The sequence below is a fragment of the Vibrio sp. 1557 genome (genome assembly GCF_033340175.1).
Classification (GTDB): Bacteria; Pseudomonadota; Gammaproteobacteria; order Enterobacterales; family Vibrionaceae; genus Vibrio; species Vibrio alginolyticus.
This window is the reverse complement of the sequence record NZ_JAWOVZ010000001.1, coordinates 640,235-658,280: the sequence shown is the minus strand read 5'-3', so window position 1 is coordinate 658,280 and position 18,046 is coordinate 640,235. Positions and strand designations below refer to the sequence as shown.

Annotated in this window: 15 protein-coding genes; 4 read left to right on the top strand and 11 right to left on the bottom strand. The window is 42.2% G+C overall.

Annotated features, from left to right (window positions below):
* Positions 1 to 28 precede the first annotated feature (28 nt).
* The gene (locus R7070_RS02825; protein WP_005376506.1) at positions 29 to 343 is read right to left on the bottom strand and encodes a DMT family transporter; all 315 of its coding nucleotides are present in this window, start codon (positions 341 to 343) and stop codon (positions 29 to 31) included.
* 394 nt (positions 344 to 737) lie between these two features.
* On the opposite strand from R7070_RS02825, the gene R7070_RS02820 reads away from it, so the two are divergent.
* On the top strand, positions 738 to 2,102 hold the full coding sequence (locus R7070_RS02820; RefSeq protein WP_256900075.1) for an endonuclease/exonuclease/phosphatase family protein: 1,365 nt from the start codon (positions 738 to 740) through the stop codon (positions 2,100 to 2,102).
* A gap of 284 nt (positions 2,103 to 2,386) precedes the next feature.
* Here the strand turns inward: R7070_RS02820 and R7070_RS02815 are convergent, their stop codons facing one another.
* The 4 genes from R7070_RS02815 to R7070_RS02800 all read right to left on the bottom strand — a co-directional run bounded on the left by R7070_RS02815 (position 2,387) and on the right by R7070_RS02800 (position 5,239).
* Entirely contained in the window at positions 2,387 to 2,920 is a 534-nt protein-coding gene (locus R7070_RS02815; RefSeq protein ID WP_033906497.1) for a hypothetical protein, read from the bottom strand.
* Complete coding sequence (locus tag R7070_RS02810) at positions 2,914 to 3,300, bottom strand: MAPEG family protein (RefSeq protein WP_005376510.1); 387 nt, start codon at positions 3,298 to 3,300, stop codon at positions 2,914 to 2,916. The genes R7070_RS02815 and R7070_RS02810 overlap by 7 nt, the downstream gene beginning before the upstream one ends.
* 208 nt (positions 3,301 to 3,508) lie before the next feature.
* Entirely contained in the window at positions 3,509 to 4,414 is a 906-nt protein-coding gene (gene rarD, locus R7070_RS02805) for an EamA family transporter RarD (protein WP_031778926.1), read from the bottom strand.
* Between the two features lie 102 nt (positions 4,415 to 4,516).
* Positions 4,517 to 5,239 carry a sulfite exporter TauE/SafE family protein gene (locus R7070_RS02800; protein WP_005376512.1) on the bottom strand — a complete coding sequence of 241 codons (723 nt, stop codon included), beginning with the start codon at positions 5,237 to 5,239 and terminating at the stop codon, positions 4,517 to 4,519.
* Positions 5,240 to 5,683: 444 nt separating this feature from the next.
* On the opposite strand from R7070_RS02800, the gene R7070_RS02795 reads away from it, so the two are divergent.
* Positions 5,684 to 6,214 carry a prepilin-type N-terminal cleavage/methylation domain-containing protein gene (locus tag R7070_RS02795; RefSeq protein ID WP_005376513.1) on the top strand — a complete coding sequence of 177 codons (531 nt, stop codon included), beginning with the start codon at positions 5,684 to 5,686 and terminating at the stop codon, positions 6,212 to 6,214.
* Positions 6,215 to 6,263: 49 nt separating this feature from the next.
* On the opposite strand, the gene R7070_RS02790 is transcribed toward R7070_RS02795, so the two are convergent.
* Positions 6,264 to 7,244, bottom strand: coding sequence for a chemotaxis protein (locus tag R7070_RS02790; protein ID WP_021707545.1), 981 nt, complete (start codon positions 7,242 to 7,244; stop codon positions 6,264 to 6,266).
* Between the two features lie 684 nt (positions 7,245 to 7,928).
* Here R7070_RS02790 and R7070_RS02785 point away from each other — a divergent pair.
* The gene (locus R7070_RS02785; RefSeq protein ID WP_017821556.1) at positions 7,929 to 8,537 is read left to right on the top strand and encodes a response regulator transcription factor; all 609 of its coding nucleotides are present in this window, start codon (positions 7,929 to 7,931) and stop codon (positions 8,535 to 8,537) included.
* On the opposite strand, the gene R7070_RS02780 is transcribed toward R7070_RS02785, so the two are convergent.
* The 5 genes from R7070_RS02780 to R7070_RS02760 all read right to left on the bottom strand — a co-directional run bounded on the left by R7070_RS02780 (position 8,534) and on the right by R7070_RS02760 (position 16,363).
* A complete protein-coding gene (locus tag R7070_RS02780) occupies positions 8,534 to 9,421 on the bottom strand; it encodes a LysR family transcriptional regulator (protein WP_033906494.1) in 888 nt (295 codons plus the stop codon). The two genes, R7070_RS02785 and R7070_RS02780, sit on opposite strands and share 4 nt — an antisense overlap.
* A 157-nt stretch (positions 9,422 to 9,578) precedes the next feature.
* Positions 9,579 to 10,949 (bottom strand): GGDEF domain-containing protein, encoded by a 1,371-nt coding sequence (locus R7070_RS02775; RefSeq protein WP_256900077.1) that lies wholly within the window; start codon positions 10,947 to 10,949, stop codon positions 9,579 to 9,581.
* A 9-nt stretch (positions 10,950 to 10,958) separates the two neighbouring features.
* Entirely contained in the window at positions 10,959 to 11,555 is a 597-nt protein-coding gene (locus R7070_RS02770; protein WP_017635347.1) for a response regulator transcription factor, read from the bottom strand.
* Positions 11,548 to 12,714 (bottom strand): EAL domain-containing protein, encoded by a 1,167-nt coding sequence (locus R7070_RS02765; protein ID WP_256900078.1) that lies wholly within the window; start codon positions 12,712 to 12,714, stop codon positions 11,548 to 11,550. Before R7070_RS02765 ends, R7070_RS02770 begins: the two co-directional genes overlap by 8 nt.
* Positions 12,698 to 16,363, bottom strand: a complete 3,666-nt coding sequence (locus R7070_RS02760) for an ATP-binding protein (RefSeq protein WP_213965854.1) — start codon at positions 16,361 to 16,363, stop codon at positions 12,698 to 12,700. The genes R7070_RS02765 and R7070_RS02760 overlap by 17 nt, the downstream gene beginning before the upstream one ends.
* A 447-nt stretch (positions 16,364 to 16,810) precedes the next feature.
* Here R7070_RS02760 and ylqF point away from each other — a divergent pair, with 447 nt between their 5' ends.
* On the top strand, positions 16,811 to 17,755 hold the full coding sequence (ylqF, locus tag R7070_RS02755) for a ribosome biogenesis GTPase YlqF (RefSeq protein WP_005376521.1): 945 nt from the start codon (positions 16,811 to 16,813) through the stop codon (positions 17,753 to 17,755).
* Positions 17,756 to 18,046: the final 291 nt, after the last annotated feature.

Sequence of the window (18,046 nt, the reverse complement as noted above, 5' to 3'; positions counted from 1 at the left end):
CTCTGGCTGTTTTGTGTTTAGCCTAACGTTAAGCTGATATTTTTAACCCTGCGATACCAGCGACAATCATTAGCAAGCTTAAGGCTTTGATAAGTGTTGCTGGCTCATTGAACAGATAAATACTCACGACTGCCGTGCCTATTGCGCCAATCCCTACCCATACGCCATAAGCAATGCCTAAAGGCAAGGTTCTTAACGCAATGCCAAGCAACCAAAAGCTCAATAACATAAAGACAATAGTGAATGCCGAAGCACCGAATTTGGTAAACCCTTGTGAATATTTAAGACCGACAGCCCATGCGATTTCACACAAGCCCGCAATGAAGAGAATTCCCCAAGCCATGTCACATTTCCCAACGAGATGGGGTCGTCCCCGAGAAAAGATAGAGCGGTGAGGTCGTCCTCACTTCTGATTGACTGCTTATTATATACAGAAATTTAAACATAAAAAATAAAACACGGCGATAAGCATACAACTCAAACATCTCATGTACGCTTAAATTCTACGCTTTTCTTTTTAACGGTGGCGGACTCTCTATTTCGCATCAATAACGACACCGTTTTTTAACAATTTACATATAACCTTCTGGTGTTGAAAGTGTTGCATTTATTGCACAAATCACACAAAAACTAATTGAACATGTAAATATGAAAACGTTTGTGTGACTAATATCGCTTAAAACAATGACTGATGACTTTAATATTCAGCCGAATTAATTATAAGGTATGACGTACCCATGAAAGCAATCAAAACCTCTATCGCTGTCCTTGTTGGCGCCGCTCTACTATCTGGATGTAATGACGATACTGAATACGTCAATGTTCAGCCTAAAGAAGTAAAAATAGCGACTTACAACCTCTCTTTTGACCGCGCTACCTTCGAAACTTTGGTAGATGAAATGCAAATTGAACCAACGCAGCAAGCTGCGTTGGTCACCTCTTATTTAGACGGTTCAATCGCAGCCGAAGACAAAACCACTGCGGAAAAAGTCATTCAAATTCGTAACGTTGCAGCAATCATTCAAAAGAATCGTCCTGATGTTCTCATGATGGCGGAATACAACAACGATGGAACAGGTGAAAACAAAGCAGCCATTGAAGGATTCCAGAAGAACTACTTGTCTGTCGCGCAAAGTATCGATGGCGCGGGCGGTGAAGCAAACCTTGAGCCTATTGAATACCCTTATGCTGAATCTTACTCAACTAATACAGGGTTGTTGAGTGAGTTTGATCTCGACAACAACGGAACCGCAGGTCAAATGCCAGGTGATGCATGGGGCTTTGGCATGTACCATGGTCAATATGCATTTGCCCTTATGTCTAAGTATAAAATTGACACAGCAAACACACGTACATTCCAAGCATTTAAATGGAAAGATATGGAAGGTGCGACAATTCCAACCATTACTATCTGTGACGGTTCGCAAAAGATTCCAGACGGCATGAAGTGTGGTGATGAATGGTACTCAGCGGAAGAGTGGGATCAAGGGCGTCTATCTTCGAAAAATCACGTCGACGCGCCAATCATCATTCCAACACGCAATGGCGAGGAAGTTGTACACTTGTTGATGTCTCATCCTACTCCACCAGTATTCGACACCGGTAAAAACAAAGCGCAAAACGCAGCAGAAGTGGAGTTTTGGCATCATTACATTCAAGGCAAAGACTATTTTTACGACGATGCGGGTAAAACAGGTGGCTTAACGAACGGCGCTAAATTCGTAATGATGGGTGATCAAAACCTTGATCCAGTGGCTGGTGACGGTATTAGCTCTGTAATGCAAGAGCTGCACAACGATCCATTGGTTAACCAAACCGTGATGAATGGTGAGCTTTACCCAACAAGCTTTGGTGCAGCTGAACACGCTGTTGACCGCAGTTCAACTCACCCATATCCGAATCGCATCACTTCAACGTTTGGCTTAGGGGTAGACTATGCCTTGCCTTCAGCAAATTTGAATGTAATAGACTCTGGTGTGTACTGGTCAGCGTCTTATGAAGAAGGCCGTAAACTATTTAACGATGCACGTATCGGTAAGTATGGTGATGGTAAGGATGTATCTTCCGACCATCGCATGATCTGGATTAAAGCACAGTTCTAGACTGCATAAAAAAAAGCCAACCACAAGGAGTCGTGATTGGCTGTATATATTTGTGAACAAGATGGTTCACTAACAACGTCAGTTGGCTAGGTGACCCTCGGCTTAGAAAGGGTCACTCATACTAAAGCATGAGGCGTGCCAACTTTTCAGCGCACAAAAACAGGTTGTTATTTAATCACTTTCATTAAAACTTAACCAATAGCTACTGTTTGCTCACCGAATAAATTGCAATTTGCAAACTATCATTGGCATTTCGCAATAAACCTGATCTTTAGCTCTTGCTTTTATTGCTTCCTAGCTAAGTCGCGTGCAAGGATTAACGCAAGTCCGAATACTTGCAAGAAGAGTCCGATATTCTTGTACCAAGCGATCTTTTCATCCTGCTTTGCCATTACCTCATTGAGCTCTACATTCTCAATGTAGTAATTATCGATGCGGTCTCTATACGAAGCTTGTGCCTGATTTATCTTTGACATCAGTTGAGGAAGTTGATCAATTTTTATTTCATCCGACTCGTTGAGAACCCAAGAAGATAAATGCCCTGCTAATACCTCTTCTAGCTCTAAAGGTATCGCTACGCTCTGACTTATGTGCACATGCAGCAGTAAAGCTTCTCTTTTCCTTTCTAGGGTTTCCACACTGTTCCATGCGAGTTGGATGGAATACAAGTTTTCTGCTGTTTGCTCTGCGAGCTGCGAGTGCTGTTTACCCAACTTATCAAGGACTAAGCTAGTAACGATGATCGCGCCAATATTCAGTACTAATCCAATCAGAACGAGTACCCAAGGTGGTGGAATGTAACGTCGCAGACTTACCATAACTTATCGTATGGCAGGTAAATCATATTTAACACAACCAATGAAAGTATCACCAGAAATGTCACCTGCATCCCTCTAATGCGCTTTTTCAAGTCTTTTTTCAATATGCCTTTAGCATGAATAACTCGACCAATTACAAAAATAATACCGGTGAGATGTATCCATGTTGGGTAAGCACTATTGAATTCTAAAAGTGCCATTAAAATCAGGGTGATGGGGATATATTCTGTCGCATTACTCTGGGCACTACGAGCAATTTGTAGAGCCTCTACCCCACCATCGGCATAAGCAATTTGATTTAAGCGACGTTGCTTAATTACTTGAACAGCCAACCAAATAATGAGTATTGCGAGAATGTTGGCATACAGAGCTGTGATCATATGTCGTCCTTCTTGATCTGGTTTTCACTTATATAAGCGTGTCACTTGGCTATAACTATAGCGGTATCATTATGATAATGCGTCAAATAATCTCAAGTTATGATTTCTATTCGGGCAAAAAACGAAAGCCAATGCTTTATGGTATTAAAAATGCCCTCGAATGAGGGCATAAGAATAAAGAAGCTAATATGTGAGAATATTGAAACCACTATAAGGGGTGTTTGACCAGCTTTTTGCGCCGATGCCCTTTGATAATACTTTCAAAAATTGTGAACAACAGCCCTACCCAAATAAATGCAAAGGTCACCGCTTTCACTTCGTCAAACAACTCGCCAAAAAACATAACTGCCAACACAAACTGCAAGCTTGGCTCGATGTATTGCATTAGACCGACGGTTGATAAATTAGTTATACGTATTGCGATAGAATAAAATACGAGTGGTAAAAGTGTGATAGGTGCACTGCCAAAATACAAAAGCAATGTTGTGGTATCTGTGCCCGAAGCCAGTTCACCAGTTGCCCATTGTTTATAGAGCAAATAGGCGAGTGCAACTGGAGTCAGTAACAACGCCTCAACAAACAAGGTTGTACTCCAGTCATAATTTATCTTCTTCTTGTACAGCCCATACAAAGCAAAGAACAACCCCATCGTTAGTGCGATAACGGGTAGCTGACCATAGTGAATCACTTGATACATAACACCAATTGTTGCCAACACTATTGCAATAAGTTTGCCTTTTGAGAGCCTATCCCCAAGAATAAATACGCCCAGCGCAACAGATACTAATGGTCCAATAAAGAAGCCTAAGCTGGCATCGATGACCCGATGATGGGTCAAAGCCCAAGTGAACGCACTCCAAGAAATACACATCAAACTGCTCGCCACAAACGTGTACCACAAGGATTTTTTATCAAGCCAGATTTCTTTCCAATTCAGCCCTCGACGGGTTATCCCAAGTACAATTAGAAACCCGACAGGTACAGACCCAATGATTCGCCATGCTAGCAACTCATCCATAGAAGCATTTGGTAAATAACGATAATAAATTGGTAGCAATCCCCAGATCACAAAGGAGAATGCTGCCATAAAAGTGCCATAACGAGTGTTATTCATAAAACTATCGCCCATCTAAACGACCAATTTGGCGTAAGTAAACAAGTCCGCCTTACATAAAAAGGAATGCAATCCCGCAGTGGCTTTATGATGCAGATGGCATTATTGGCTCAACGCTTGTACGACGGCAGTAAAGCCACTCACAAAACACAACACAAGTGCCCCAAACCGAATCTTTTCTTTTGGTAACGACTGGGTAGTTTTCATTGCTAGCCAGTAACCAAGCGCCGCAGCAGGTAATAGAGGAATAGTAATGACCAAATGATGCAATGTGAAGAAGCCCACTGGGATTTGTACTATTAGTGAAATAATCGAACTGAAAACAAAAAAAGCCGATAAGTTGCCGCGTAACTGATTTGCTTCTTGATGCTGCAACAATAACGCCATCGGAGGGCCTCCAATCGCAGAACTGGTACCAAACAACCCAGAAAAGAAACCAGCACATGTCATACGCGAAGGCGTAGGCTCAACCCGAAACGGTAAAACACTCACCACGACTGCAAACAGCACCAACAAACCAATCCAAAGCGTGAGAGTTTGTGTAGATACAAAAAAGAGTAGCAAGCCACCAGCAATTGATCCCGGCACTCGCCCAATCAACGCCATCTTTAAGCCGCCGATTTCAACACTACTGCGGTGCTTCATCGCATTCATCAACGAAATAAATAACGCGACTAAACAGATTGGCGCAGGAACATATTCTGGCGCCCAAAGAATCAGTAAAGGTGCTGCAACAATAGCCAAGCCAAAACCGATTGCGGTCTGGACATAAGAGCCAAGAAATATCAAACCTATTGCAAGGAAGTTTATCGAATCGAATTCCATTTAGATTATTCTTACATTTGAAAAATAAACACAAAACCAAAGCACATTCGCATGATGAATACCTCAGGCATACTGCGATATGAATTCCGCGTAGCATTCATCAAAGTGAATAAAAAGACAATCCATTTGTGCGGTTCGCCCTCATTTGCATTTTGTATTTCATTCCGCTGATGTACATGTTTGCTTACATCGAAGAGGATTCATGCTCGCCTGTTCACGCAGCATTTCTTCAGCGGAATTAATGACCTCTTAAAATCTAGCAGAATTAGACCCGTGAATTCTCCATTGCATTTAATGGATTCAGTCAATTAGTACGGCGTCGGTATAGCACTTTACAACTCACCTCTTTATACTACTGATCGATTTATCATTACCGTACTTATTTACACAATAAACAAGTGTACGGTCAGTGTTTTTCTACCTTTAACTTGCTGTGAAAATAATATGAAAAAACAAACGGGATTTACTCTAATAGAGTTAGTCGTAGTTATTGTCGTGCTCGGTATTCTTGCTGTCACTGCCGCGCCACGCTTTTTAAACCTTCAAAGCGATGCACGTGAAGCACGTTTGGAAGGAATGAAAGGCGCTATTGCGTCAGCATTAGGCGTGGGTTATGGGAAAATGGCGATTGCGGGATTGGAAAGCAAGCCTTACGTTTCAAACTTCGTAGACAGTGCTTTAATGGCAGATTTACCATTTGACGGCTGTAATATTGGTGGTTCAAAGCGCTGTGTTTTTTTATATGGATATCCTGATTCTGATAGCGAATCGATGAAGTTACTCGTGCAAGGACTGAACGAAGAAGACTCGGATTGGAAAACATTTCATCACCCGGCTGGTTCAACAACTCGCGAAATGGTCATTGCTGCAGCCGACGAAAAAAGAGCTAGCCTTACACAATGCGGAATTTTATATGGGCCACCGCAGACTCCAAACGAGAGTTACACCTTAGATATTCTTCCCTGCCCTCAATAAAAATAAGGCTGCCAATCGGCAGCCTTATTTGTTTCATCTGATCGGTTTTTTACGCAAAGTTAAACACGTATTTATCCATCATATTCACCATGCGGCCAATCTCTGGCTTGGTAATCGTATCATTTGCGCCAAGAGATAGTGCTTTCGCTCGGTTATCCTCACTCATCAATGACGAGAACATAATGATCGGCATTTCATGAAACGCTTCGGTATCGCGTAGTCTCTTCACTAAGTGCATACCGTCCATTCGAGGCATTTCTACGTCTGTAACCACCGCATCTAATAGCTCTTTAACTGGCAAGTTTTCTTCTTTCGCGACCTCGATCAAGCTCATCAACTTCTCATGCGCCTCACCACCGTCTTTACATGTGATCACATTGTAACCTGAAGAAGCTAATGTCTCTTGGATCAAAGAGCGAATAAATGCTGAGTCATCCACCACCATGATCGTTTTAGCATTACGCTTACCGACCATTCTCTGGTTGAGATCCACCGACTTGTCCCCTTTCACATCGTATTTTTCCATACTCAATTCTGGGTTGATGTCTGCGATGATTTTTTCAAAATCGAGAATCATGATCAGGTTGCCTTCTTTACGGACAACGGCTACTACACAATCTTGTTCACCCGCTTCCAAAAACTGACTTGGTGATTCCACATCATTCCAAGAGATACGATGAATACGCGAAATGCTGTCAATTAAGAAGCCATTGGTCATTTTGTTGAAATCCGTAACGATTACAAACTTGCGCTCCAGATCTTGTCGTGTTGGCACACCTAACCAACCAGCTAAATCCACTAAAGGCGTCAGTACATCTCTGGATGAGAACACACCAATCATATGAGGTTGTGCGTTTGGATAATCGGTTGTTTCTGGCACGCGAATCACTTCTCGTACTTTCGCAACGTTAATGCCGTAATAACAAGTTTTTGTGCTGCCATCTGGCAATGTTTTTTCTAAATGAAACTCGATGATTTCAAGCTCATTGGTACCACTTTCTGTCAAAATGGTGCTGGTTACGTTACTCATAAAGCCAATTATCCAACCAAAAATACGCATCAGAAAAAGTTTGATGCAAACGCCATGAGAAGCCATTCTCTGGCTAAAAATCCAAAAGTCCTTTTTAGTCGTTACAACAAAATTTGTAAACCATCAAAAGGACGGCTAACGCACATTTCCATACCAAACCATGTAAAATTGTCTCATTTTTGAACACGACATTATGAGTGGCCAAAGTGCGAATTAACACCTCCACTTTTAGCGGCAGAGTCAATGAAAAGTTTAGAAATAATTTGAAGTAATGTTCAGCGTCAATAGCCAAACCTATCTAACAGATATCATTACAAAGTTGGCTACCGTGCTCATGCCTGGTGTAGAACACGCTCTCTTCAAGTGGCTTGGTATAAAACTGCGCTTGCTAACACACGGGTTTAAATCGAAGCGCTAGAAACATCACAAGAAAATCTGAAGGCGTAGAACACTGAAAGAGCACTTTCAGTTTGTTAATTTTTTGTCAGCGTAAGTTTTAAGCAATTATCCTATCACTAGGTATTTCAATACCTGACATCGCTATTCCCATAATCAAGACACTGATTTTCACTTTTGGAAAGAGTCATTTTCCTTCCTCTTAGCAAGGTTTTTCCTACAATCCTATTCATCCAATTGCGCTGTCGCCTGACAGCACACTAGTTGATGTATTAGGTGAGGTTAACTTTGAATAATGTTCTTATTATCGACGCTCAACCATTGTATAGCGAAGCACTTGCTTCTCTAGTTGAATCCGTAATCAACGCAGCTGAAGTGATTCAAACCACTGACAGTGCGGAAGTGATGGATCTTGTTCGAGGCCAAAAGATTGATTTGATTATTCTAGACGTAGTGCTTGGCGACCGCGATGGTATGCGTTTAGCCAAAAACATTTTAGCGACGGGATATCGTGGCCGACTGTTATTTGTTTCTTCACGCGACTACTCGAGTCTTTCTAAAGCAGCGTACGAAATGGGCGCAAACGGCTTCTTAAGCAAGCATGAAACAAGAGAGACCATTATCGACGCAATTGTGAGTGTTTCACGCGGTTACTCAATGTTTAAGTCGACTCACACACCATCGTCGGGTAACGTAACACTTTCAAATCGCGAAGCCATGGTGTTCCATTATCTTGTACAAGGCTACTCAAATAAGAAGATTTCTGAACAACTTTCACTCAGCGCTAAAACAATCAGCACCTACAAAACGCGTATTCTGAAAAAGTACCATGCGGACACGTTGATTGAACTTCTGCATACTATTCCTCAGTCAGAAAACATTGAGTTTTGCCGCTAAGCGCTCATGTATTTTGCAATAGCACCGATTAACAACTGGTGCATTGCATCATGTCTTAAGCTTTGCTTCACCTGTACAACCACTTTTGGCCAGCCATCTGGGTAAAAATGCTCTGGCACTCTTATAAATTTATATCCATCAATTGGCGCCTGATATTCAAGTAATACGGTTGCGGCGCTTTTTTGCTTAATTAGCTTCAATACGCTGCTTACGTTGTCTAGAGCCGCAATACGGTTGATGACCATACCGTGGCTTTCCATTGCACGCTTAACGAGCTGCTCTTTCTCTTTCCAACCGATAATCTCTAACATGATAAAGGGAAGTTTGGCTGCTTCTTCCAGGGTGGTAATTCCCAGCTCTTCAGGGACAACTACCACAGCAGGCGCATAGCCGATGAACTTCTGATAAACAGATTTCGGAACATCCTCGTTGAAGTAATGTAACTGCGCATCCACTTTGCCTAGGATTATCTCTTCTATCGTATACTCTGTAATCGTTGCTATCGAAATGTGCGCCTTGGGAAACAGCACCATTAAATCCATTGCAAGTAAATGCCCAAATGAGTATTGAGCGGTTTGCGGTAAACAAATGGTGATGTCTTTTTCGTAATTTTCCGGTTCAAACTCATCTCTAATTAGACAAGTTTCAAGCTTCTCTAGTGCATCGGAAATTTTAGGTAATTGACGTTTTAAATAGTCCGTTGGTTCCATGTGATGAGGATGCCGAATAAACAATTCATCGTTTAGCTGGAGTCGCAATCGGGCAAGGTATTTGCTAATTGACGCTTCACTCTTCCCCATCGCTTTCGCAACGGGCTTGAGCTGACGGTGCTTATCCAGTAAGACAAGTATTTTAAGTAAGTTTAAGTCGAGATCTTTGTTCACGTGCGACACCAGATGTAAGGTCGAGAAGAAATAGAGCAATCACTATTTGTTGACTGCTCTAATATAAAAGACCACTCATTCTGTTTGGTCAAATTAATCAAACAGTTATGTCATGGTTATGTTCCGTAACTTAACATTTAGTCAATACTAGACCTGCTTAATGGGACTTTTGTCTGTGTTTTTTCATCTCATAGAGATCTTCATCTGCACGTACAATAACGTCCTGAAGCGTTTCGTGTAATTCATTCGCCGCGATACCAGTACTCACACTAACTTCGATATCCAAGGTTTTTAGTCGGTTATCTTTAACGACACTACGAAGCTTCTTCGCCAATATTGAAGATTGGCTGATACTGCAACCCGGCAGAATCGCAACAAACTCATCACCACCAGTTCGAACTAGATAATCACTATTTCGAAACACTTTAGACATAGCATCAGCAATAATCCCAATAACTTCGTCCCCTACATGGTGACCGTAATGGTCATTGATTCGCTTGATCCTATCGCCATCTATTGCAATGACGGAATATGGCGCGGTTTCCAAACGACGTTTGAATTCGCTATCTTGAAAGACTCTGCGGTTAAACAATCCCGTTAAATCATCTTTCGTCACGTTCGTCAGTGCTTTCGCGAGGCGAAGTTTGCTCTCTTCAGATTCATAAGCTTTGTTGTAATACGCTAAGGTTACGAAAAAGAGGATGATAAACAAGAACACGTAATCCAATACAATTTTGCTGAATGGGTACATGTAAACGATAAGATTGTTGTTGTCTGCGACATATGATTGGGTGTACGCGAATGATGGAAAGGGGTAGCCAGCGAAATAAATCACCATTTGTTTGTTCCCATTCGCTATTTGAACATCCACCGCTTTCCCATCATTATAAAGCGGCGAGAGGTATAATTGTTCCGAGAACTCTCCCACTAACTCACCTTGAAAGTAAACCGGACTCATGATGCTTATCGCCATGTCATCGGAGTATGTCGTTTTAAATGGTAGGGAAAACAATACCCGGTCCGTTAGTTGCTCTTTCCACGCGGCTAACACACAAGAATAGTTACTTTTACACCAATCAACATCAAATGTGGCTTTCACTCCCTCTAGCGCTTCAATCGGTCTCTCTAAGATGAGTTTGTTTCCAGTATAAGAACGAAAATACATAACGGCATTTTGTCGATTGAACGCATTTGATAAATACGCTTCAGCCTGATGAAGCGATTTCCGTGCAACAGCTTCAACGTAATTAAGTTTTTCATAACGTGACAGGGAGTAAATCGCATCTTGAAAGCTCAGCTCTGTTTGCGCTTCTACTTCACTCACGCTCATGCCTTTGTATTGTTCGAGCTGCGCTTCCGTCAATAGCCCCATGAGAATTACTTTTTGTTTTATTTTGGCTAAATTATTCGCGTAAGTGTTGAACTGCTTTACTTCATAAGAAATTAACACCGCACCAATCATTGTGACAGAAGTGACGAATAGTAATGTTGCGATGAAAAGAGACAACGCGATACTTTTAAGTGTCATGATGCGGTCTTACGCCCCCGCCACTCTTGTTAGCTCAACAATGTTCTTTACGTTAAATTTATCCAATAGACGACGTTTGTATGTGCTGACTGTTTTGTCACTTATTGATAGCACTGAAGCGATTTCTCTATTGGACTTTCCTTGTAGTAAATACTTCATTACTGCGCTTTCTCTGCTTGAAAGTTGTGGCATTTCTCGAACGCTGTTAACAACTTGCTTAAATTTGAAGAAGGTATACCCCTTCTCTACCGCTTCTATCGCGTCTTTAAGAATGTCGTGATTTTCCGATTTACACACATAGCCATCAGCGCCAGAACGAAAAGCCATTTGGCTGTACATTTGGCTAGTTTCAGCGGAGAAGAAAATGACTTTGCCTTCATAACCATGGGATTTGATACGTTTGTAGAAATCAAACCCATCGCAATCTGCCAAGTTCACATCTAAGATCAACAGTTGAATTTCTTCCTTTTTCAATATTTGTAATGCCATCTTCGCTGATGTTGCAGTAAATACCCCATTTGTTTTCCCTAACTCTTCCAACAACGACTTGATTGCAACACAAACGAGAGGATGATCGTCAAAGATCAAGTAATTCAATTTATTCATATCTTTCATTTAGTATGGTTATGGCTTCTAGTGGCATGGGTTTATCAATGTAGAAGCCTTGGCAAAGATCAATCCCATACTCACGTATCGCTTGCAATGTGACTTCGTCTTCAATACCTTCCGCGACCAGTCGTATATTCAAACTTTTCGCTAACGCGCAAATAGCAACAACGATGTTGCGTTTTTTGATGTCGCATTCGACACCTTGTACAAACGAACGATCGATTTTTAACTCGTTGAATGGCAGTTGAGCCAGTTTTTCAAACGTTGATGAACCCGTGCCAAAATCATCTATTGAGACAGTGACACCGTTCATCCTCAACTTGAGTAAATTCTTGTACAGGGACGCGCTAGTCTGAAATGTATCTCGCTCTGTAATTTCAATGGTGATTTGTGATGGGTCAATCTCGCTCTCTAAACATTGCTGTAAAAAGTAATGAGAGAACGCCGTATCTTCTAAATTTTCATGGTCTACATTGATGGATACGTTTTGCGTCAATCCGCGGTGTTTCATGTCATAGATAACATTACTCAATACAGCTTGAAACAACTCTCCTGAAAGGCGGCAACGCTCTACAATTGGCAAAAAATAATGAGGGGGTAACACACCATAAATAGGATGATTCCAACGCGCGAGCGCTTCATACCCAAGCACTTCCCCACTTTGCATATCGACTAAAGGCTGGTAATAATTTTTCACGCGCCCTTCAGCCAGAGCAAACAGGAATTCTTGATCTTCCACTTCAATCGGTTGAGCAAAGCTGACTTGTTTCGCTTTTTCATCTCTTATTTTACCCAACAAATCAACGACTTCATTTTCATCGTATGGCTTGGGCAGCTTCCCTAATACTTCAAAGCTAAATCCCTCGCACATGGCTCTTACCGCAGAAATAATGGTCAATTCCATTGCACTGACCAGTACAACTTGCCCCTGGTACTGGACTTTATCGAGCATTTCCATCATATCGATGCCGTCTTTTCCGGGCATTTGGATATCACAAAAAATCACGTCAAAATATTGTTCCTGCACACTCTGAATAGCGGCATCCACACAGTTAAAAGGGATGACTTGCGCGCAATAGCGATCCAATATTTGCGTAAGTATTGTGGTTTGTAGCGGATGGTCATCAATCACCATCACATTAAATTGTGTATTCATTTGTCTCTACCCAATAGTTTATGTTTTCGATCTCCTGCTCGATTCGTAAAATTAGCTCCGCTGTTCGCCTGTCAAACTCCGCAGCAGTAACTCGTTCTGCCTCAATGCAAAGCTCAGTCAGCATGCTTACCCCTATCGCCCCAACCGCTCCTTTGATGCCATGAATGACCCGTTTTTTGTCTCGCTCAGTCGATGCGGCGTTTAAGTTTTTTATATCTGTAGACATTGATTGACTAAACACGCGCGCAATCTCTTTTGCGTCCTGTGCTTTGAACCGTTTAATCCAGCCGGGCAGCCTACCCCTCTCTTTTTCGCCAATAAATGGAATCAAAACGGTTTTTAATTGATTAAGGTCATAGGGCTTGTAGAGCACATCATCAATGCCGATATCCTGTGTGCGCTCAATGGCAAGACGAGCATCTTCTGCTGTCACACCGATGATTGGAATTGCTTTAAATTCGGAGTTTTTCACGTGCCTAACAAGCTCATAGCCATCCATTTCTGGCATATGAAAATCGGTCAGCAGCAACACAACGTTTTCATCTTGGTTGATGTATTCCCATGCTTCGCGGCCGTTATTTACAATGACAGGTTCGATTCCAAGTTCATGAAGCTGCATTGCTATCACACTTTGGTTAATGGGATTATCTTCTGCGACCAGTACCGTGCCGAGAACCCAAGAAACCACTTCTTGATTTACGTCACTAAGCTTGGTTTCTTGCTGCGTTTGGCTGAGCAAATTGAACAATGTATCTGGATACTGAAGCTCTCTTAACGTAAGACTGCCAAGTACTCTTTGTTCGTCACGCAGCATTAGGCCATTAAAACTGGCATCGCTGTCGTGTATAGGGTGAAGGTTCGCCACCATTGTTTTTAACGTCGCTGGACGCATTTTCCACGCGTCACACCACTGGCGAATATTAAGTGGTAAGCTCTCGCTATACGTCCAGTTCAAACAAACGTCTGGCTCAGAGTCGCAATGCTCAATTGGCAGTTTGACGGTAATCGTCGTGCCTAAGCCAAATTGTGAATCGATGCAGAGCACGCCGCCCATGCAGTCGATCAATCGGTCAACAATGCTCAGCCCCAATCCAGTGCCGCCATATTTACGCGTAATAGTGTCATCCGCTTGAACAAAAGGATTGAGAATGCCTTCGAGTTGGTCATCCGTCATGCCGATACCTGAATCTGCCACTTTCAAGATAAGCTGCTTTTCATGAAGAATGACACTGATTCCAACCTCGCCTTCCGCAGTGAATTTCACCGCATTGGAGAGTAGATTGGTGGTAATTTGCACCAATCGCAGCGCGTCGATTTCAATGAAAGCATTCGAAAATGGTTTGATTGTCACTTTGTAATCCAAACCTTTCGCGAGCGCTCGTGGTTCAAAGCTTCGAAACACATCGCACAAGGTTTTAAGCAAGTCGGTCTTAACTGGGGCGACGGTTAAGTACCCTGCCTCTAACTTTGAATAATCCAGTACTTCGTCTACTAACGTATTCAAATGATTGAGCGAGCGTATGGCTTGGGCAATTAACTCGCGATTTGAATCTGCCGTCACTTGGTGATTTAACAAATCGAGGATGCCGTGTGCTGCCGACAATGGCGTTCTTAATTCGTGACTCATGGTTGCCAAAAAGTTTTCGCGCGCACGTACCGCGGTTTGCGCTTCTTTTTGCGCATCGATTAACGCCTGCTCACGTTCTTTTTGCTGGGTAATATCTTGAATAACAGTCAGTACAAACTTGTTCTTACCGCTAGGAGAAGCGATGACTTTGCGTTCTCGATATACATGTTTAATATCAAGTTCACAGCCCGACGAGGCAACCTCTTCTGAAATACGCTTTCCAGCAATAACAGTGGTCAGTTCATCAAAATTATTCACCAGAGGAGCGTGTGCAGAATCACTTTTCAACTTACATTGTTGGCACTGTTTACTGTTGTAGTTAGCACAATTGCTCATCTCCATATGGTTATTTTCACTATGGATAAAAACCAAGCTATTGATCTCTTTGATGATGTCCATCAGCCATTGCTTTTCCGCTTCCTCATTGTCAGCATTAAATTCGGCTAACCTCACTTTAAGTCGCATGTGAGATAAGATGAAATACGCCGCAATTAACATGAGACAGAATATGAATGAACCAGCAACAACAAATGTAGCGATCTGCTCCGCGTCATAGCCATAAGTCAGTTTGAAGCTTCGGTGAGAACGCAGCAGTTTTTCGATCTCGTTAGAATCAATGGTTTCGATGATGCTGTTCAACATGTGTTGCAGTTGTGTATTGTGGTTTGCAACCGCAAATGCATTAGAGAACGTCAAAACGTCCTCCGCATTGATCACCAAGCCATCGACTTGATCTTGTGCAATCATGTTGTGAACGATGTCGTCAGGAATATAAGCCACATCCAAAACGCCCGATTTCAAATCGGTAAGCAGCTTTTTCAAATCATCATAATGATCAACTTGGCCTTGCTGCCAAGTGCCCAAATGAACTAACCCTTGCTTTTTCAAAGTGAGCAGAATACCCGCTTCTTTCAGTGCAGATTTATCGCGCTTACTCTGCTCCGCTTGGATAGCCACGTAATTACTGTGCATGAATGGTTTAGTGAACAACCAATCTGACTTAGGTAGCTCACCCACATAAGAGATGGGGACTATATCGGCATCAAATGCCGTTAATCCATTAGAAAGGCTCGACGTCGGCTTCACATACTTAAAGCTCAAGCCAGTACGAGACTGCAATAAGTCGACAAAATCTGGAAAGAAGCCATCTAACTCGCCCGTTTGCGAATCTCGGTAGAGAAACGGATAAGCTTCGTCACTGCTGCTGTAAGTTATCACTAGTTTGTTTTGATGATTACGTCGGTAATCTACCAATAACTTATCACTGATATGGTAAGGATTTTTCGAGGCGACGGAGCGAATGTTTTTTCCATTTTGCTCCCACTGAAGGATTTTGTTGATGTCATCGATCAGACTCTGTTTGTCCAACGAAGCGATAAAACTCACCTCTTCGTTTTTCAACCAACTGGGAATATCGACAACCCCTTTTACAATGTCATTCAAATCCAAATATTGGGTAATACCAACATAAGTGTAAATCAGCGCGTTCGCTTTACCTCGCTTAACTTCATTAAACGCCTCTAAACGTGTTTTAACGTAATGTATCTTATCGATACCGCGTTCAGTGAGGTTGTCACAATACACACTGCCCTCAACACACACCCATTTAAGATCACGCGCATCACTATCTCGGTAAGTGGCATTCCGATACCAAACCGCGATAGTGCTCGAAAAGAAAGGCATCGAAAACAAGAAACGCTTTTCTCTTGCTGCTGTTTTACTAAATCCAACCGCACCATCAATCTTCTTGCTTTCGACATCCGCAAGTAAAGACGGAATATGCTTGTAAGTCCGAAGTTCTAACTCATAATCCAAAGCTTTAGTAATGTTAGACAAATACTCAAGACTAATTCCGTACGAAGGACCAACGCTACCGTCAAACGAGTCTTTAGCTTCGTCTTGCGCAATAACACCAACGATGACCTTCGGTTTAGGACTCTGTTTGGCAGTTGAGCAAAAAGAACTCGCTAAAAAAATTAAGGCGACGGACGATACCGTAATACTTCTAAGAATACTGAGCATGACTGCTTCCTCTGAATGGAAGCTCAGACTAGTTTTTGTCAGATAAAAGTCAAACTTCGCTCAATAGCGAAATAAAAATAAAGCTTTGATATAAAACCAAAAAACCAAAATTCGTCAGAACAATCTGACAACACAATCCACCTTTGACTACACAGTGTTTGCGTTCGGTCTCTCACCCAGACGGATATTCACTGCGAGTCGGTATACATAAGGGATGTGTGCTTTTAGGTTTACACGCCATAGCTTTTTACTTTCATCTTGAATGATTCATCATCATTCCATGATAAACTGGCGTATTAACATGAAAGAAAGCTCAACTCCGCGGTTTCGAGCAGCTTGAAGTAAACACAGTTTTAGAAAATGCGTTCTAGTATTGTGTCACTCAAGATTCACATTGCTACTTTTACAACCGCTGGAGCATTAGAAAAATTAAGGTATTAAATTCAAATGGTTAATAACTCAATCCAGTGGTTTCCTGGCCACATGCACAAAGCACGTAAAGAGATCGAAGAAGCAATCCCTCAAGTGGATGTGATCATCGAAGTACTGGATGCTCGTATTCCTTTCAGTAGTGAAAACCCTTTGATTTCTCAAATCCGTGGTGACAAACCTGTCGTTAAAGTTTTGAACAAACGTGATTTGGCCGATCCAGAATTAACTCAACTGTGGATTGAGCACTTGGAGCAAGAGCAACATGTAAAAGCAATGGCGATCACGACTTCTGAACCACAAGAAGTGCATCGAATCATGGAGCTTTGCCGCAAACTCGCCCCACACCGAGAAGAAATTGGTAAAAACATTCGCACCATGATCATGGGCATCCCAAACGTTGGAAAGTCGACGATCATTAACACCCTCGCAGGTCGAACAATCGCTGTAACAGGTAACCAACCCGCGGTTACACGTCGTCAACAACGTATCAACCTGCAAAATGGCATCGTATTATCTGATACTCCAGGAATTTTATGGCCAAAAGTGGAAAATCCACACAGTGGCTTCCGCCTTGCGGCTACCGGCGCGGTAAAAGATACAGCGATGGAATATGACGAAGTCGCATTCTATACCATTGAATACCTAGCAGCTCATTATGCAGACAAGCTTAAAGAGCGTTATCAAATTGAAGAGCTTCCAGAATCAGATATCGAGATCATGGAAGAAATTGGTCGTCGCCGCGGTGCACTACGTGCAGGTGGACGTGTTGACTTGCACAAAGTATCAGAGATCTTATTGCACGAACTTCGCCAAGGCACTTTGGGCCAAATTACATTAGAACGCCCAGAAATGATCACTCAAGAACTGATTGAAGTCGAGATTGAAACCGCCCGTAAAGAAGAAGAAAAAGCGAAGCGTAAAGAAGAGCGTCGTAAGCGCTATTTACGTAATAAGCGATAAGCTTGTCTTTTATCTACTCATGTTTCAAGGCGCGATTTTCGCGCCTTTTTTGTTATCTAATGCGCCCATTTTTTTCACTTTTCAAACTTTATATTCCTCATCCAAAATCCCAGATATGAAGCACGAAAAAACACCGCAAAATCGCCGTATAAACTTTAAGCACAAACTAGTTTAGACCCCGGGCCCCTATAGAGTTACAGCCACCATCCAACCCTCAAATGTCGAGTTTGCAAGGGTCTGCAAACTTATGCAACCTGGTTAGTGACACTCTCCCCAAAATCCGCAATATGA

Excerpts from the sequence above, each read along its gene's own strand:
- R7070_RS02815 (WP_033906497.1), bottom strand. The coding sequence starts at position 2,920 with ATGGTAAGTCTGCGACGTTACATTCCACCACCTTGGGTACTCGTTCTG.
- R7070_RS02825 (WP_005376506.1), bottom strand. The coding sequence starts at position 343 with ATGGCTTGGGGAATTCTCTTCATTGCGGGCTTGTGTGAAATCGCATGG.
- R7070_RS02800 (WP_005376512.1), bottom strand. The coding sequence starts at position 5,239 with ATGGAATTCGATTCGATAAACTTCCTTGCAATAGGTTTGATATTTCTT.
- R7070_RS02760 (WP_213965854.1), bottom strand. The coding sequence starts at position 16,363 with ATGCTCAGTATTCTTAGAAGTATTACGGTATCGTCCGTCGCCTTAATT.
- R7070_RS02775 (WP_256900077.1), bottom strand. The coding sequence starts at position 10,949 with ATGACACTTAAAAGTATCGCGTTGTCTCTTTTCATCGCAACATTACTA.
- R7070_RS02790 (WP_021707545.1), bottom strand. The coding sequence starts at position 7,244 with ATGAGTAACGTAACCAGCACCATTTTGACAGAAAGTGGTACCAATGAG.
- R7070_RS02795 (WP_005376513.1), top strand. The coding sequence starts at position 5,684 with ATGAAAAAACAAACGGGATTTACTCTAATAGAGTTAGTCGTAGTTATT.
- R7070_RS02820 (WP_256900075.1), top strand. The coding sequence starts at position 738 with ATGAAAGCAATCAAAACCTCTATCGCTGTCCTTGTTGGCGCCGCTCTA.
- rarD (WP_031778926.1), bottom strand. The coding sequence starts at position 4,414 with ATGAATAACACTCGTTATGGCACTTTTATGGCAGCATTCTCCTTTGTG.
- R7070_RS02810 (WP_005376510.1), bottom strand. The coding sequence starts at position 3,300 with ATGATCACAGCTCTGTATGCCAACATTCTCGCAATACTCATTATTTGG.
- R7070_RS02770 (WP_017635347.1), bottom strand. The coding sequence starts at position 11,555 with ATGAATAAATTGAATTACTTGATCTTTGACGATCATCCTCTCGTTTGT.
- ylqF (WP_005376521.1), top strand. The coding sequence starts at position 16,811 with ATGGTTAATAACTCAATCCAGTGGTTTCCTGGCCACATGCACAAAGCA.
- R7070_RS02765 (WP_256900078.1), bottom strand. The coding sequence starts at position 12,714 with ATGAATACACAATTTAATGTGATGGTGATTGATGACCATCCGCTACAA.